Source organism: Pseudoprevotella muciniphila (assembly GCF_003265305.2).
GTDB classification, from domain to species: domain Bacteria; phylum Bacteroidota; class Bacteroidia; order Bacteroidales; family Bacteroidaceae; genus Alloprevotella; species Alloprevotella muciniphila.
In genome coordinates this window covers 2153291-2169330 of sequence record NZ_CP033459.1, presented here as the reverse complement: position 1 = coordinate 2169330, position 16040 = coordinate 2153291, and the positions used below count along the sequence as shown (strand labels likewise).

The following is a 16040-nucleotide window of genomic DNA, read 5'->3' as shown; positions in this document are numbered from 1 at the left end:
AAGAAAATATGAAGAGACTGATTTTTCTATTGGCATCATGCCTATCTCTTACCGCCACTGCCCAGCGCGCGCTCGATGTGGTGCCCTATCCACAATATGCCCAGAAAGGCGATAAGGTGCTGACCCTCAGACCTTCCGAGATGAGTTGCTACATAGGGCTGAAAGGAAAGGAGATGAAAATCCTGTCCGAACAGATTGCAGCAAATGGCTTCTCACTCCGCACCATCGGAAAAGCAGACGATGCCGCTGTGCGGTACACAATAGACAACCTCGACCCGCAGTTTGAGTCGCCCGAGGCATATCGCATGGAGATTGGCGCCAAAGGCATAGACATCAGTGCAGCAGGAACGGCAGGTCTTTTTTATGCCCATCAAACACTGCAGCAGTTGGCAAAAAAGCAAGGTGAGAACTACATCCTTCCTTTCTGCAGAATTTATGATGCCCCTCGTTTCGGATGGCGTGGTTGGCATGCTGATGTGTCGCGCCATTTCTTTGACAAGGAATACCTCAAGAAGCAGTTGCGCATGATGGCGCACTACAAAATCAACCGATTCCACTGGCACCTCACCGATGACCCCGGCTGGCGCATAGAAATCAAGAAATACCCGCAACTGACACAAAAAACCGCCTACCGCCCACAGCACAAGTGGACCGACTGGGGTGCTGCCGGCATGCAGTTCTGCGATGTAAAAAAAGGTTTGCCTGAGGGTGCCTACGGCGGCTACTACACACAGAAAGACATCAGGGAGATTGTTGACTATGCTGCAAAACTCCACATCACCGTTGTGCCCGAGATAGAAATGCCAGGACACAGTTGGGAAGTGCTTGCAGCCATGCCCGAACTCGGCTGCTCTGGCAAGCCATACCAAAATGGTGAACTTTGCATTGGAAACGAAGCTACATTTGAGTTTCTTGAAAACGTGTTGACAGAGGTTCTTACATTGTTTCCTTCAGAATACATCCATATCGGCGGAGACGAGGCGAATCGTTCGCATTGGGCGAATTGTCCTAAATGCCAGAAGCGCATGCAGGATGAGAACTTGAAATCGGTAGAAGAACTGCAAAGTTATCTCACACGTCGTATAGAGAGTTTCCTCAATGCTCACGGCAGGAAACTTCTCGGATGGGATGAAATCATCGAAGGCGGTCTGTCGCCGCGTGCCACAGTGATGTCGTGGCGCGGTGAGCAAGGCGGTATAGAAGCAGCACGCACAGGGCACGATGCCGTGATGACACCATGGCAATGCTATCTCGACAATGCTCAGGACGACCCACAAGTGGAACCAAGGGGTGTGGGCGGATACGTCCCACTCGAAAAGACGTATGCCTACGATCCTGTGCCTGCAGAACTGACACCATCGGAGGCAAAGCATATCCTCGGTGTACAGGGCAACGTATGGGCAGAGCACATCCCTACGGCAGAACATGCCGAATACATGATTTACCCCCGCATACTTGCCATTGCCGAAGATGGTTGGAGCCTGCCGGAGAACAAGAACTGGCAGCATTTCCATAGCCTTGCCTTGCAGCAAGTGGACTGGTTGCGCGCTATGGGGTACAACACATTCAACCTCGCCGCCGAGAAAGGCGACCGCAAAGAGGCAAGGACACGCATCAGGCATCTGGCTTCTGGCTGCCCCGTCATTTATACAGACAAGTACTCACACAAATACACAGCCGGAGGCGACTCAGCGCTGACTGATGGTGTGCGTGGCAGTTTTATGTATCAGGATAAGCGCTGGCAGGGAGTGGAGACAAAAAATTTTGAAGTAACCATCGATTTAGGTAAACTGAAAGAAATACATGGCGTAAAAGCCTGTTACATGCAGCGAAATGACCAGTGGATATGGTTGCCGAAGGAAGTCGTTACAAGCATCAGCGACGACGGCATCAACTTCCGCGAAGTGGGGCGCGAAACTCACACCATCAGTCCCGACATTCCGGACATCATCTATCGTGAGATGGGCTGGAAAGGCACGGCAAAGTGCCGCTACGTCCGCCTCACAGCAGTAGCCAACGGACGGCAGGGCGGCTGGATATTTACAGATGAAGTAATAGTGGAATAAAGAAAAAACAACATTATGATAAAGGATTATATTCAAACAAACGAAGCGCGCATGCTCGAGGAACTCTTCAGCCTTATCCGTATTCCCAGTATCAGTTCCGAGCACGAACACAAGGCAGATATGCTGAAATGTGCTGAGCGTTGGCGTGAACTATTGTTGGCTGCAGGAGCCGACAAAGCAGAAGTAATGCCATCGGAAGGCAACCCAATGGTTTACGCAGAGAAAATAGTTAATCCTGAGGCACAAACGGTACTCGTCTATGGCCACTACGATGTGATGCCTGTGGAGCCTATTGAACTCTGGAAGTCCGACCCCTTTGAGCCCGAAGTACGCGACGGCCATATCTTTGCCCGCGGTGCAGACGACGACAAGGGGCAGTCGTTCATCCAGGCAAAGGCATTTGAATATCTGGTAAAAAACAACCTGCTCACGCACAATGTAAAATTTATTCTTGAAGGAGAAGAAGAAATAGGCTCTCCAAGCCTGGAAGCATTCTGCAAAACACATAGCGAACTGCTGAAAGCCGACATCATCCTTGTGAGCGATACGTCGATGCTGAGTGCCGACCTGCCGTCACTTACTACAGGTCTTCGCGGTCTGTCCTACTGGCAGGTGGAAGTAACGGGACCCAACCGCGACCTGCATTCCGGGCATTTCGGCGGTGCCGTGATGAACCCCATCAATGCACTCTGCAAGATGATTGCCCAAATTACCGATGAAAGCGGGAAAATTACCGTTCCCGGTTTCTATGACAAAGTGGAGGACCTCTCGCCCGAAGAACGTGCAATGATAGCCCAGATACCGTTCGATGAAGAGAAATACAAACAATCTATTGGTATCACCGACGTGTTCGGCGAAACGGGCTACAGCACCATTGAGCGCAACAGTTGTCGCCCCGCATTCGACTGCTGCGGCATCTGGGGCGGCTATACCGGCGAAGGAGCAAAAACAGTCATTCCGAGCAAGGCATACGCCAAGATTTCCACTCGCCTCGTACCGCATCAGAACAGCGAAGAAATAGGCGCGTTGGTAGCAGCCCATTTGCAGTGCATAGCACCGAAAGGTGTTACCGTGAAGGTGGATTACCTGCATGGCGGCGAAGGCTATGTATGCCCTATCTCGCACCCTGCCTATCGTGCTGCAGAGAAAGGCTTCGAGCAGGCATTCGGCAAACGCCCCCTGCCCGTAAGACGCGGTGGCAGCATACCCATCATTGCCACTTTTGAACAGGTGCTCGGCGTGAAAACCATACTGATGGGGTTCGGCCTCGAAAGCAATGCCATCCACTCCCCCAACGAGAATTTCCCGCTCCACATGCTCCGAAAAGGCATAGAGGCGGTCGTGGGCTTCCATTTGGCGCTCTGAGTTAAATAATTTCTGCATTGGTGGAGGAATATGAGGCTATCCATTATCCTATTGCTCCCCCCTACTCTGATTGATACAATCAAGTTGCGAATGTATGAGATGGGACTTACACAGGCAAAGCTTGCAAAAATGTTAAATTTAAGTCCTGCACGTGTTAGTGAAATAGTTTCCGGAAAAGGCGAACCTTCGCTAAAAACCGGAAGATTAATAAGTCAAAAATTAAATATAGACCCTTCCATCGTATTAGGTGTTTGACTCCTTTCGTGTTTCTATTTTAACAATTTAGACCGCATATATTTGGACTATTCGGATGCATTTGCTATATTTGTAGCATAAAAGCCTTGTGCAAACCTGTTTTTGCAGGGAAAATGTCGTCAAGCCCCTGCCGGTTGACTGACCGGCAAGAGGGTTTATAATCATTGCAATTGCATAAACCGTGGAAATAATCCTTAATCCGAAATACAGCCACCTGCACGACTTTTTGGCACATCTTGAAGAGCATTATCAGAAAGGTGAAATAGTGCAGGACGATTTTAACGAGATACGCACGCTTGAAGTTGACGGGCTGAAACTGTCTGTAAAGAAATACGGTCAGTCGATGCGCCACCGCCTGAAATTCTACAAGATGGCGAAAGGCAAGAAAGCCTACATCGGACAACGCCTGCTGCGCGAGCGCGGCTACGAGAGTCCGGAACCCGTGGCTTTTGTACGCTATCGTCGCAGGATGCTGACGTCAAGAACATATTTCGTCACGGTGCGCTCCCCGCTTCGCTATTCCCTCAACGACCTCCCCTCTCTTTCTGAAGAAGAACAGAAAGCAGTAGTCCGCGCTTTCGCCGCCTACGCCGCACGTTTCCATGAGGACGGCTTCACCCATCGCAATATGAAAACGAAGCATGTGCTCTTCGACAAAGTGGGCGACGGCTACACCTTTGCCCTGCTCGATGCCAACCGCGTGCACAAGGGGCGCCACGTGAGCGTGGAAAAAGGTTGCGCCAACTTCGCACGCCTAAACTGCAGCGACGAGAACCTGAAACTTCTCTTGGACGAATATGCAGAAATCCGCCACGCCGACAAAACAGCGTGCTACAACATCTTCGCCCAGTCGCACGAGAAATACAGGAACAAAATCCTTCGGCGCGGACACTGAAACAAAGATAAGCGCTGAAGGCGCTTAGGAATACAGGCAGGGGTGCAGCGGAATAAACGAAGTTTATGAAGCGTAACCCCTGTTATTATGCAATAGCGTACATGCGTCCCGAAGGACATTATACTGTAAAACTGCTGCCAAATTGGAAATTGACAAACAAGAAAATCACATATTCCAGATACTCTTTCGCTTCCTTACGGGCTGAATACAAGTCTAAAAACCAACTCTTCCAATGATTTGCGTTCCAATGACTTGATATATTTCTTTACCTCAGTTTTTGACATGAATTATGTTTTGAAGAACTTCTCTGCCATTGCCTTTAATTGCGTAAAGGTCAGATTGGCAATACCCGTCTTTTCTATCAGCGCGTATTCCTCCTTGTTCTTACCTATAATAAATTTGCGTTCACTGCCATCTATCGTTGCCAGAAGATGGAAATTGCCCTTGTAAGCCTGCTCGATTCGGAGATTGGAAACGGTGTGCCCGCTTATAATCTGCTCAGGCATAGCATTTTCACCTTCCCATTCACCCCATGATTTCAGATGGTCGATAATCGTGGTTTCTATCCTGCCAGCCCATTGTTCCGGCACCCCGTTTTTCTTTGCAACAGACCGGAACTGCCTTAGGGCAGCAGCCACTTCGCAAATGACAGCATCAGCCCTATGTATGCTGTTTTCACGAGCAAAATGTAAAATATCTTCGCGAGTAATGTCTTGCAACTTGCCACCGACCATCAGGCAATGCTCCTTGTTAGGCAAATAACCTCCCAAATCGAAAATGTAGGTCATGTCGTATGCCGGCGACAGTCGCCATTTGCCTTGACGGTTCATCACAAACGTGAAATTCTTATTATGGTCATCAGTGTTGTTAGCAAGTATATTGAAAACCATTCGGCGGAACAGTTCCTGACAATCAACTTCCGGCAGATGCAATTTGCGGCACACTGAAAATAGCTTTTCATAGCTGTCTGCTTCAGGGTTCATCGCCGCCAAGGTCTGCGTGTGCAACTTACCTGTTTCATTGCGGTCGAAGCGTTTCGTGAGGAAATGCTTTTCACCTTCCACTTCAATTATGCGCGACTGCATCATATTGATACCGGCCGCAAGAGCCATTTCGTAATACGTTTGCTCTATTTCTGCCGTAGAACGCTCTTTGTTGCCAAACTTCAGTATATAATATTCTAAGTTTGGTTCTGCATCAATTTGCCCGCTGCGTATCTCTCTTGTTTCTTTGTCGATAGCAATAATTCCTTTGGGCTGGCGACCTCCAGCCGAAGTGCCGACAGCTATCAACGATTGCAAGGTAACCGACTCATCGGGCATGATTCTCACACTCTCACGCTCTGAAACAATTTTGTTTGCCAAATCAACTAAAGCCTTAATGTCTATCCTGTCTGCCACAGCATCGCGTTCAACTGCCGGAACAAACTCCAATGCCCCCATTCCTCGCCTGCCTATGAATGCCAACTTTTCAAGTGGAGTTACAGTTCTTTCTGTAATATTATTTGCCTTACGCCATTGCTCAAAAAGCTGATTACCCCATGCATCGGGAAGGGAATCTGCTATGAAAGACGGTAGTTTTTGATATATACGCTCCGTTTCTCCGAAGATGGCACGAGTGCTTAATGGATGATGGATGGAAGCCACCAAAGGCGCTATATCCAATGTCCCTTTTAAAAACTCCAGATTATACATAAAGAATGTTGTCTTTCTGGCTTCATGCCAAGTCAGACGACCTATTTCTTGTCCCCAGAGGAACACTTTTAAAATCTCTTTCATGCCCGCTTATGTCTTATCCGTTGAACCTTCTTGTTCTCTTTATATAAATAAGGCGACTCTGGCTGCTCAGGCATCAGTTCGTTCAAATCATTTATACAACCCACCGCCTTTATCAGCAGCAGGAAGGAACTCAGCGCTATGTCAGTTACCGTGCCGTTCTCAAATCGATGTACAGTCTGTACCGAAAGACCCGACATCTCTGCCACTTCTTTCTGTGTCATGTTGGCTCTCAGGCGATATTCCTTAAATCTGCCACTTAACATTCTCACTAACTCTACAGCTGAAAGTTCTGAATAATCAATCATTTTTAATTTTATATTTCTGTTAATTTATAGCCTAAAATCTTGCATAATATACCATCAAAGTATATTTATTAGCGCAAAAATAGACACAATTTGTCTATCTGCCAAATTTTCGGAAAAATATATCAAAAAGAGGGGTTATTTCTCCCGCGCGAGCATCTGTGCGACGGCTTCGGCGCAGCGTTCGCCGTCGATGGCGCTGCTGACTATGCCGCCGGCATATCCTGCTCCTTCGCCGCAGGGGAAGAGACCTTGCAGATGCGGGCTTTGGAGGGAGTCCTGGTCGCGCAGGATGCGTACGGGCGAGGAGGTGCGTGTTTCGGAGGCGATAAGAACGGCTTCGTTGGTCAGGAAGCCTTTGCTGCGCTGCCCGAAGATGCGAAAGCCTTCCTGCAAGCGCGTTACGATAAAACCTGGCATCCAGAAATGGAGCGGCGAGGCTATGACACCCGGCGCATAACTTGTGGCAGGCAGTTCGCCGGACAGTCGCCCATTGAGGAAGTCGTACATACGCTGTGCCGGTGCTGTCTGTTTGCAACCACCTTGCTGCCACGTCATGCGTTCGAGGGCGCTCTGGAGGTGCATCATGCGGAGCGGGTCGTCTGTTGCAGGCACTTCCATTTCGCAGTTGGCAAACAATTCGGAAAAGTTGTTGTCTATATCCTCCGGATGCAACTCCACCACCATGCCGCTGTTGCTCCATGCCGAACCTCTGTTCGACGGACTCATGCCGTTCACGACGAGTTGCTCCGCACCGCTCGCAGCAGGCACGACAAAACCGCCCGGGCACATACAGAAACTGTACACTCCGCGCGACACGCCACCGCCCTTCTGTACGCTTGCGCCACGCTTCTTCGCTTTCTGCTGCACAGCGCCAGTGCATTGCGCCACAAAACTGTATTCTGCCGCAGGGAGATATTTTCCCCTACCCTCGCGCGAGTGGTATTGTATCTGGTCTATAAGATGTGAAGGATGCTCCAGACGCACGCCCACGGCAAGTCCTTTAGCCTCTATGGCAACCTGTGAGCGGTGGAGCATCTGATAAACATCGCGTGCTGAATGCCCCGTGGCAAGAATGACGGGACCTTCGTACGCCCTGCCGTCGGAAGCAACAACTCCCCTGACTTCTTGCTTTTCTATAATGAGTGCATCAGCGCGTGTCTGGAAATGCACTTCCCCACCTGCTGCGATGATTTGTTCGCGCATGCGCTCGATGATGCGCGGCAATTTGTCCGTACCGATATGAGGATGGGCATCGCAAAGAATGTCAGTAGATGCTCCATGTTGGCAAAACACACGAAGTATTTTCTCTACATTGCCGCGCTTCTTGCTCCGCGTATAGAGTTTACCGTCGGAAAAAGCACCTGCTCCGCCTTCGCCGAAACTATAGTTGCTCTCGCTGTTTACCGTGTGCTCTCGCGAAATAAGCGCAATGTCCTTACGGCGTTCATGCACGTCCTTGCCTCGCTCCAGCACTATGGGGCGCAGACCGAGTTCTATGAGCCGCAATGCAGCAAAAAGTCCACCCGGTCCTGCACCTACAACAATGACAGCAGGCTTTCCGTTGACATCGGGATATACTATCGGAGCAAAATAGAGTTCGGGAGCAGGCTCATCGATAAAAACTTCTAAAGAAAGGTTTACAAAAATCTGCCTCTGCCTGGCATCGATGCTACGGCGAAGTATGCGTACGTCCTTAATACTTGCCACATCCACCCCCATCTCATCAGCACAAGCGGCTTTAAGACGACTGGGAGTATAAGCAATTTCAGGTGGGAGACGAAGTGATATCATAACTTGACGAATTCTTATCCGAACAAGGCGCGCAAGGCTTCTTCCACGCGCTTCACGGGAACGAGTTCTATGGTGATGCCTTTCTTGTCGAGCCCTTTCACGTTGGCAGCCGGTACAATCATCCGCTCAAAACCGAGTTTCTGTGCCTCGCTGATGCGCTGGGCTATGCGGGTAACGGGACGTATCTCGCCGCTCAGCCCCACTTCGCCCGTGAGGCACACGCTGCGCTCTATGCCTGTATCCACATTGCTCGAAAGCACGGCTGCAATGACGCTCAGGTCGATGGCAGGGTCGCTCACGCGGATACCACCGGCTATATTGAGGAAGACGTCCTTCTGCCCCAGTTTGAACCCCACGCGCTTCTCGAGTACGGCAAGCAGCATATTGAGTCGCCGCGTGTCGAAGCCTGTGCTGGAGCGTTGCGGTGTACCGTAAGCCGCCGTACTGACAAGGGCTTGCGTCTCGATGAGGAATGGACGCGCACCCTCTATGGCAGCAGCAACAGCCACGCCGCTGAGTTCGGCATTGTCTTCGTTTACGAGCACTTGCGAAGGATTTTCCACGGCGATGAGTCCATCGCTGCGCATTTCGTAGATGCCGAGTTCTGCCGTACTGCCGAAGCGGTTCTTTATGCTTCGCAAGATGCGGTAGAAGTAGTGGCGGTCGCCTTCGAACTGCAGCACCGTATCGACAATGTGTTCCAGCACTTTCGGTCCGGCAATGGTGCCGTCTTTGGTGATGTGTCCAATCAGAATGACGGGAACACTGCTTTCTTTTGCATATTTCAGTATGGCAGCGGTGCATTCCCGGATTTGCGTGATATTGCCTGGAGCAGAGTCGATGGTGGAGGTAAAGATGGTCTGTATGGAATCTATGACCACCATGTCGGGCTGCGTGTTCTTGATGTGTGCGAATATGCGCTCCAACTCCGTTTCGCAGAGCAGCAGGCAGTCGGTGCCCTGATGGTTCAGCCTGTCGGCGCGCAACTTGATTTGCCGCTCGCTCTCCTCGCCGCTCACATAGAGCACGTTTTTGTCGCGCATACCGAGGATGGTCTGCAGGAGAAGGGTGGATTTGCCGATGCCCGGCTCACCGCCAAGGAGCGTGAGCGAGCCTGGCACAAGTCCGCCACCAAGCACACGGTTGAGTTCCGTATCATGGGTGTCGATGCGCGGTTCCTCGGCAGCCGAGATGGAAGACAGACGCACGGGCTCCGACTTATGTCCGTTATCGAGCACACCGGAGGCTATCTTCTCGCTGCGACGTTCCGGCATTATGGTCATCTCCTTGAACGTGTTCCACTGTCCGCAACTGGGGCATTTGCCCTGCCATTTCGGCGCATCGTAGCCGCAATTTGAGCAGACGAAAACGGTTTTTGACTTTTGTGCCACGGGGAAAAGTTTTTTATTTTATAATTGATTCTACTTTCTGAAGTTATCGAAACACCTTGAAGTTAACGACGAGACCTTATGCTGATGTCTTCTTTTTTCTTTCTTTTATCGTACCTAAGTATCGTCGTTAACTTCGTTAACTCCGATAACTTCGATCGAAGCGATAACTTCTTCAAATTCTTTAACTTCGAGCAAATGGAACTCCCGAAACTTAAATAATTGATTATTCAGGGACTATTCCAGTTCTTCGAGGTTTTTCTTTATGGCTATCAACTCGGCACGTATTTTCTGCAACCGCGCCACGAGTTCTGCCTCCTGCTGCACACCGCTCTTGTTCTTCTTCAGCAGTTCGCGGGCAGCAGAAATCTTCAGACCGCGCACCTTGACGAGATTGTGGATGACACGAATCTGCTCGATGTCGTCCTTTGTGTATTGCCTCACGTTGCGGCTCGTCTTCTTCGGGTTGATCTGCTTGGGGAACTCACGCTCCCAGAAACGGAGAGTGGTGTCCTTGATACCGAACATTTCAGCCACCTCGTTGATGGAGTAATAAAGTTTCAGGTCCTTCTCGTTTGCCATCATTACTGTATTTGACGCACAAAGATAAAAAATTTTATCGAAAGTCAGCAGATAGTCTTCCGAGTATTCGGAATACACAGAAATAGTCGGAGTCATCGGAATATTCGGCACTCAAAAAAACTTATTTTGTCGATAAAAACATTTCTTTAATCGATTGCGTGCAAACTTTTTCAACTTTTTTGCGTCTAATAGATGTAAATCAAATTTCAACAACAAAAAAAACAGTATGAAAAAATTATTATTGATTATGGCAGTAGCACTGTTTGCTACAAGCATGTCTGCCCAAAACGATCAGGGCGGACGTCGCGGCCGTGGCGACCGTAAGGAAATGATTGGCCGCATGGCAGAACAGAAAGCAAAAGAGATGAAACTCGACGGCGACACCAAGCAATGGTTTATTTCGCTCTATACCGAATACCGCGACACCTTGATGGGCACACAATTCCCGGGGGGATTCGGAAACAGAGACAGAGACAACGATAAGAAGAAGAAAGAACTCACCGATGAAGAAGCCACAGCAAAAGTGCTCGAAGGCTTTGCACGCGAAGAAGCCGCAGTAAGGCTGAAACGCGAATACTATAAGAAATTCAGCGAAAAACTCACCCCACAGCAGGTGTACAGCGTTTTCAACGACCGCGGCATGCGCCGTGGCGGCAACAGGCCTAACATGAACGGAGGCGGCTTCCAAGGCGGACCTGGCGGATTCGGAGGCCCTGGCGGATTCGGAGGCCCTGGTGGTTTTGGCGGACCGGATGGATTCTAAAACCACTATCGCAAAACATACCTATAATGTGTGAAAAAATATAATATGCAAGGTTAAGAATGATGAAAAGGTAATAGAATTTGGGATTAGAACGACGGCTGCCCCTTCAAGAGTAAACACTCCGTGGGGCAGCCGTCTTATTTTGGCTGCCCCCCATTTCCGGCTTTCAGCCTTTTTACTTACCTTTGCTTTTCGCAAAAAATGAATGAACCATGGAATACATGTCTCAAGAGGGCTACGACAAACTTGTAGAGGAATTGCGGCAGATGATACATGAGGAACTGCCCAAGGTGAAAGATGCTATTGCTGAAGCGCGCGACAAAGGCGACCTCAGCGAGAATTTCGAGTATCATGCAGCAAAGCGCGAACAGGCACGCCTGCTGAGCCGCATACGCTTCAAGCAGAATGTGCTGAAGTATGCGCGCGTCATGGACAAGTCGCGGCTCAACAGCGACAGCATAGCCCTGCTCAGCAAAGTAGAAATGACCAACCTCACCACTGGCGCAAAAATGAACTATACGATTGTCAGCCCCCACGAGGCTAATCTGCGCGAGGGAAAAATCTCCATAAAGTCGCCCATAGGTCAGGCGTTGCTCAACAAGAAAGCCGGCGACACCATAGAGGTGGCTGTCCCGGCAGGGCTCTTGAAACTGCGAATAGATAAGGTTGATTTATAGGAAAAATGGTTGTACTATTACAACCTTTTTTGATTTTGTAAATAAAACAGCAACACCTTAATAAAAACAAACATGAAAAGAGGGCTTTTTGCCAGTGATTTACCAATAGTCAAAAATTAAAAGCACCGCAACCTATCTGATTGCAGTGCTTTAAGTGCTAATTTATTGTACCCAGAGCCGGGATCGAACCGGCACGCCTTGCGGCATTGGTGTTTGAGACCAACGCGTCTACCAATTCCGCCATCTGGGCTTAGCGAGTGCAAAGATAATGCAACGGCGCCAATCGGAAAAACTTTTTAAACATTTTTTTTGCGCATACCGGCAAAGTTTCACCTGCTTAAGCAACTCTCTGACCCTTTAACAAAATAATAACATTTTTTTTGCGTTATAAAAGTAGGAATTCATACATTTGCAAAAAAAGATGGGCAGAACAAGCAATGCCCCGCAACCTTGTAAAAGTTGAACAAAAATGATAAAACACAACGATTATTGCATCATCCTCGCAGGAGGATCCGGCAAGCGACTATGGCCTGTAAGCAGACAGATATACCCCAAGCAGTTCATGGACCTCTTCGGCATTGGCAGATCGCTTCTACAGCAGACGTACGACCGCTTCGCAGAAATAATTCCACCGGAACACATCTTTGTTGCCACGTATGCCGGGTACGTTGACCTCGTGTTGGAGCAACTGCCTGAACTCAGGCGCGACCAGATACTCGAAGAGCCCGTACAACTCTCCACTGCACCTCCCGTGGCATGGGCAGCCTTCCACATTGAGCAGATCGATCCCAAGGCGAACATCATCGTTTCGCCAGCCGACCAGATCATCATCAATCAGGAACGCTTCAAGGAGGATGTCAGAGAAGGACTGAATTACGTGGAGGACCACGAAGAAATCCTCGCACTCGGCGCAAAGCCCACCATGCCCAACACATCCTACGGATACATTCAGAAAGGCGAACTCACAAGCGAAGAAGCACCTATATACAAGGTAAAATCGTTCAGCGAGAAGCCCAGCGAGGAATACGCCAGGATGTTCGTCGATTGTGGAGAATTCGTATGGAACACGGGATTGTTCCTCTGCCAACTGCCCACACTGACACGCCGCCTTGAGCAACTCATGCCCGGTGTGGCAGAACACTGGCGCGAAGAGAAGCGCGTGCTCACGGCAGAAGAGGAACGACGACTCATCAATCAGTACTACCCCGCCAGCCTGCGCATCTCCATCGACCTCGTCATCCTCGACCAATCCACCAATGTCTGTGTGCGCGAATGCGACTTCGGATGGGCTGATGTCGGTTCGTGGGACAGTGTGCGCAATGTGATGAAGAAGGACGTGGATGGTAATGCTGTTGATAAAGGAGCCATCGCCATGTTGTCGAATTGCAAGGACAACGTCATCAGCGTGCCCAACGGCACACTCGTCTGCCTGAAGGACCTCAGCGGCTACCTCGTGGCGATGCAGCAAGGCGTCATCGTGGTCTGCCCGAACAACAACACCGACATCCTGCGCACATACATCAATCAGGCACAAATGGACGACGAAGGAAAGTTCGTATGACCTCTCTTATGCAACGCTCCTTCATCAGACTATTGCTCCTCAGCACCTTTTTCGCCTCGCTCCAAGTCTCGGCACAGGAGCGGGGTCAACTGGCTGCCATGAAGGCTACGGCTGAAGGCGGCTACAACTTTTGGCTCTATGCACCGCCGGAATACGTGGTGGACGGCGAGCGAGTGCCCGTCCTCGTGTTCCTCCACGGCAGAAGCCTCTGCGGCACCGACATGCAGAAAGTGAGACGATACGGTCCTCTCGATGCCCTGCAGCGCGGGCTCTACTTCCCCTGCTTCATCATCGCACCACAAAACCCGGGCGGACCGTGGAAACCCGAGAAAATCATGCAATGCCTCGAATGGGTGGAGCAGAACTACGACGTCGATAGCAACCGATTCTATGCCATCGGCATGAGTCTCGGCGGCTACGGCGTGATGGACTTTGCCGGCACCTACCCCGACCGCATAGCAGCCGCCATGCCCATCTGCGGCGGAACCACGCTGAAAGACAAGTCAGGACTCGGACGACTACCCCTCTGGATACTCCATGGCACAGCCGACCGCGCCATCAACATCGAAGAGTCGAAAAAGGTGGTACGCGCCCTGCAGGAAAGCGGGCAGGACAAACTCCTGAGATACAGCTGGTGGGCAGGAGCCAGTCACGGCGACCTTGCCCGTCTCATGTATTCCCACCAGGCCTACGACTGGCTCTTTTGGCACAATCTTGCCGACAATCCTCGCGAAACCTACCGCGAGATAGACATCACCCTCAGCGACTTGAAGGATGTCTATCAGCAACTCGTGCCCGAATGGACACAGTTCGACATCGTCAGGAAAATCACGACGCCTTAAGCCCGAAATTTCCGGAAATCCCGAAACATCCGGAACATCCGGACTATCCGGAAAAATCGTTGCTATCCGCTTCCGCCTTGTTTATCTGAGCCTTGAGCACTTCTATTTCGCGTTGCTGAGAGGCAATCTTCGCCTTTAGTTCTGCTATTTCGCGTTCCTGCTGTGCAATGATTTGCTTCTGTGTACCGCGTTCGTCAAGGCGGGCAGCAGTCATACGCTCCCTTATGCCGCCTTCTTCTACGAACTCGCGGTCGCGTTTTTTAAGGAAAGTGGTCAGGGCTTTGTCCACCATGTGGCACAGGCAGATAGCGACGTTTGCCATCTCCTCGTCGGTCCAGCGTGTGAAATAGGGGCGGTAATCTTTTTCGTCGTGGTGCTCATAGCAAAAGTTGCGCATAACATTGTATCGGCCAGTGTTTTCCTTTGCCCATTCGGGAATGTTATGCTGCTTAATATAGTCTTGGTAATCCTCCAAGAGTTCCCTGTTACTGCCCTTAGCAGTGCCAAGCAGTTTTATCTCCATCTCGAAGGATGTTTGCCCGTCGGTAAGCCCTTCAGCGATATTTTGCTTTATGGAGCGCGCAGCCTGTATCATCTGGTCCTTGGTGCGGTCGCCATAACGGGGAAGAAAGCGATTGCAGAATTCTTTTGTGAGTTGAACAAGCACATCGCTCTTACGGTAGAAGTATAACTCTGTATAGACTGTCGCCTTGCGCATAACGCTCGGTGTGCCATCTTCGTAACGTTCCAGACTTATGTTCTTTTCTTTTGACTTGTTCTTTTCTTTTGACACCATAAGCATTCTATATTCTATTGCTGATTTCACCTACAAATTTACATAAAAAGTTGATATAGCCTTTGTGCCCGCATCAAACTTCCAGATTGTCCGGATTTTCCTGACCTTCCAGAAATCCCGGACTTTCCAGACATCCCGGACTTTCCGGACATCCCGGACTTTCCGTAAAAGAAAAGCCCCCACAAAAGCCAAAACCGAGAAATTCCGAAAAATCCGGAAATCCTGAAACATCTGGAAAATCCGGGTTGTTATATCCTTGGTTCCTACATCAAACCACAACCTATTGCAGGCAAGGGTGGCACGATTACTGTTGTTATATCCTTGGTTCCTACATCAAACCACAACATTCATACTAAGCATAAGTGTTTCGAGCGGTTGTTATATCCTTGGTTCCTACATCAAACCACAACTAAATCGGCATCGTCTAAATACTCAAAATCGTTGTTATATCCTTGGTTCCTACATCAAACCACAACAAGTGGTGGAAGACACAGCCGCGCGTTACGTTGTTATATCCTTGGTTCCTACATCAAACCACAACATGTCCGCTGTCCTTACTGCTGGTCGAAAGGTTGTTATATCCTTGGTTCCTACATCAAACCACAACCACAGGAGCAGTATGATGCGGGTGCACGTGTTGTTATATCCTTGGTTCCTACATCAAACCACAACGTCTCGGCTGCGACGGGACGACGCAGGTCAGTTGTTATATCCTTGGTTCCTACATCAAACCACAACAATCTTCATTATAGTTGTCTCTCACAAGAGTTGTTATATCCTTGGTTCCTACATCAAACCACAACAGCTCCGCCTGAATGTCACCCAGCAGTCGGGTTGTTATATCCTTGGTTCCTACATCAAACCACAACACCACACACGACTCACACTCCATCACACTCGTTGTTATATCCTTGGTTCCTACATCAAACCACAACCTAATCGCTTTATTTTACTGATTTTCAGTATATAACTTATG

Annotated in this window: 14 protein-coding genes, 1 tRNA gene and 1 CRISPR repeat array; of the genes, 8 read left to right on the top strand and 7 right to left on the bottom strand. The window is 49.7% G+C overall.

Translation table 11 applies throughout. The features are described 5' to 3' along the window. The first annotated feature begins 8 nt into the window (after nt 1-8). From C7Y71_RS08755 to C7Y71_RS08740, 4 genes are all read left to right on the top strand, one after another. Nucleotides 9-2066 (top strand): glycoside hydrolase family 20 protein, encoded by a 2058-nt coding sequence (locus C7Y71_RS08755; RefSeq protein ID WP_111898214.1) that lies wholly within the window; start codon nt 9-11, stop codon nt 2064-2066. A 15-nt stretch (nt 2067-2081) separates the two neighbouring features. Continuing rightward, on the top strand, nt 2082-3431 hold the full coding sequence (locus tag C7Y71_RS08750) for a dipeptidase (protein WP_111898215.1): 1350 nt from the start codon (nt 2082-2084) through the stop codon (nt 3429-3431). A gap of 90 nt (nt 3432-3521) precedes the next feature. Continuing rightward, entirely contained in the window at nt 3522-3686 is a 165-nt protein-coding gene (locus C7Y71_RS08745; protein ID WP_262883948.1) for a helix-turn-helix domain-containing protein, read from the top strand. A gap of 181 nt (nt 3687-3867) precedes the next feature. Continuing rightward, nucleotides 3868-4581 carry a lipopolysaccharide kinase InaA family protein gene (locus C7Y71_RS08740; RefSeq protein ID WP_111898216.1) on the top strand — a complete coding sequence of 238 codons (714 nt, stop codon included), beginning with the start codon at nt 3868-3870 and terminating at the stop codon, nt 4579-4581. Nucleotides 4582-4868: 287 nt separating this feature from the next. On the opposite strand, the gene C7Y71_RS08735 is transcribed toward C7Y71_RS08740, so the two are convergent. The 5 genes from C7Y71_RS08735 to C7Y71_RS08715 all read right to left on the bottom strand — a co-directional run bounded on the left by C7Y71_RS08735 (nt 4869) and on the right by C7Y71_RS08715 (nt 10425). Further along, nucleotides 4869-6359, bottom strand: a complete 1491-nt coding sequence (locus C7Y71_RS08735; RefSeq protein WP_111898217.1) for a type II toxin-antitoxin system HipA family toxin — start codon at nt 6357-6359, stop codon at nt 4869-4871. Beyond that, entirely contained in the window at nt 6356-6664 is a 309-nt protein-coding gene (locus tag C7Y71_RS08730) for a helix-turn-helix domain-containing protein (RefSeq protein ID WP_111898218.1), read from the bottom strand. The genes C7Y71_RS08735 and C7Y71_RS08730 overlap by 4 nt, the downstream gene beginning before the upstream one ends. A gap of 135 nt (nt 6665-6799) precedes the next feature. Beyond that, nucleotides 6800-8455 (bottom strand): NAD(P)/FAD-dependent oxidoreductase, encoded by a 1656-nt coding sequence (locus C7Y71_RS08725; RefSeq protein WP_111898219.1) that lies wholly within the window; start codon nt 8453-8455, stop codon nt 6800-6802. Between the two features lie 14 nt (nt 8456-8469). Further along, on the bottom strand, nt 8470-9846 hold the full coding sequence (gene radA, locus C7Y71_RS08720; RefSeq protein ID WP_111898220.1) for a DNA repair protein RadA: 1377 nt from the start codon (nt 9844-9846) through the stop codon (nt 8470-8472). A 234-nt stretch (nt 9847-10080) separates the two neighbouring features. Further along, entirely contained in the window at nt 10081-10425 is a 345-nt protein-coding gene (locus tag C7Y71_RS08715; RefSeq protein WP_111898241.1) for a MerR family transcriptional regulator, read from the bottom strand. Nucleotides 10426-10651: 226 nt separating this feature from the next. Between C7Y71_RS08715 and C7Y71_RS08710 the strand changes: the two genes are divergently transcribed. Together C7Y71_RS08710 and greA are read left to right on the top strand one after the other, a co-directional pair. Then, on the top strand, nt 10652-11188 hold the full coding sequence (locus C7Y71_RS08710) for a hypothetical protein (RefSeq protein WP_146739396.1): 537 nt from the start codon (nt 10652-10654) through the stop codon (nt 11186-11188). Nucleotides 11189-11400: 212 nt separating this feature from the next. Further along, nucleotides 11401-11865: a transcription elongation factor GreA gene (greA, locus tag C7Y71_RS08705; protein ID WP_111898222.1), complete on the top strand. Its 465-nt coding sequence runs from the start codon at nt 11401-11403 to the stop codon at nt 11863-11865. Nucleotides 11866-12033: 168 nt separating this feature from the next. Here greA and C7Y71_RS08700 read toward each other — a convergent pair. Continuing rightward, nucleotides 12034-12115, bottom strand: a tRNA-Leu gene (locus C7Y71_RS08700). A 219-nt stretch (nt 12116-12334) separates the two neighbouring features. On the opposite strand from C7Y71_RS08700, the gene C7Y71_RS08695 reads away from it, so the two are divergent. Further along, the gene (locus C7Y71_RS08695) at nt 12335-13426 is read left to right on the top strand and encodes a mannose-1-phosphate guanylyltransferase (RefSeq protein ID WP_111898223.1); all 1092 of its coding nucleotides are present in this window, start codon (nt 12335-12337) and stop codon (nt 13424-13426) included. Continuing rightward, entirely contained in the window at nt 13423-14268 is an 846-nt protein-coding gene (locus C7Y71_RS08690; protein WP_193215889.1) for a carboxylesterase family protein, read from the top strand. The genes C7Y71_RS08695 and C7Y71_RS08690 overlap by 4 nt, the downstream gene beginning before the upstream one ends. Nucleotides 14269-14311: 43 nt before the next feature. Here the strand turns inward: C7Y71_RS08690 and C7Y71_RS08685 are convergent, their stop codons facing one another. Next, nucleotides 14312-15064, bottom strand: coding sequence for a four helix bundle suffix domain-containing protein (locus C7Y71_RS08685; protein WP_111898242.1), 753 nt, complete (start codon nt 15062-15064; stop codon nt 14312-14314). Between the two features lie 244 nt (nt 15065-15308). Beyond that, a CRISPR array of direct repeats spans nt 15309-15999; the repeat unit is 36 nt; unit sequence GTTGTTATATCCTTGGTTCCTACATCAAACCACAAC. Nucleotides 16000-16040 lie beyond the last annotated feature (41 nt).

Bases quoted from the DNA above. Each gene is read 5' to 3' on its own strand.
- greA (WP_111898222.1), top strand. From the start codon at position 11,401: ATGGAATACATGTCTCAAGAGGGCTACGACAAACTTGTAGAGGAATTG.
- C7Y71_RS08690 (WP_193215889.1), top strand. From the start codon at position 13,423: ATGACCTCTCTTATGCAACGCTCCTTCATCAGACTATTGCTCCTCAGC.
- C7Y71_RS08730 (WP_111898218.1), bottom strand. From the start codon at position 6,664: ATGATTGATTATTCAGAACTTTCAGCTGTAGAGTTAGTGAGAATGTTA.
- C7Y71_RS08695 (WP_111898223.1), top strand. From the start codon at position 12,335: ATGATAAAACACAACGATTATTGCATCATCCTCGCAGGAGGATCCGGC.
- C7Y71_RS08745 (WP_262883948.1), top strand. From the start codon at position 3,522: ATGTATGAGATGGGACTTACACAGGCAAAGCTTGCAAAAATGTTAAAT.
- C7Y71_RS08755 (WP_111898214.1), top strand. From the start codon at position 9: ATGAAGAGACTGATTTTTCTATTGGCATCATGCCTATCTCTTACCGCC.
- C7Y71_RS08710 (WP_146739396.1), top strand. From the start codon at position 10,652: ATGAAAAAATTATTATTGATTATGGCAGTAGCACTGTTTGCTACAAGC.
- C7Y71_RS08750 (WP_111898215.1), top strand. From the start codon at position 2,082: ATGATAAAGGATTATATTCAAACAAACGAAGCGCGCATGCTCGAGGAA.
- C7Y71_RS08715 (WP_111898241.1), bottom strand. From the start codon at position 10,425: ATGGCAAACGAGAAGGACCTGAAACTTTATTACTCCATCAACGAGGTG.
- C7Y71_RS08685 (WP_111898242.1), bottom strand. From the start codon at position 15,064: ATGGTGTCAAAAGAAAAGAACAAGTCAAAAGAAAAGAACATAAGTCTG.
- C7Y71_RS08725 (WP_111898219.1), bottom strand. From the start codon at position 8,455: ATGATATCACTTCGTCTCCCACCTGAAATTGCTTATACTCCCAGTCGT.
- C7Y71_RS08735 (WP_111898217.1), bottom strand. From the start codon at position 6,359: ATGAAAGAGATTTTAAAAGTGTTCCTCTGGGGACAAGAAATAGGTCGT.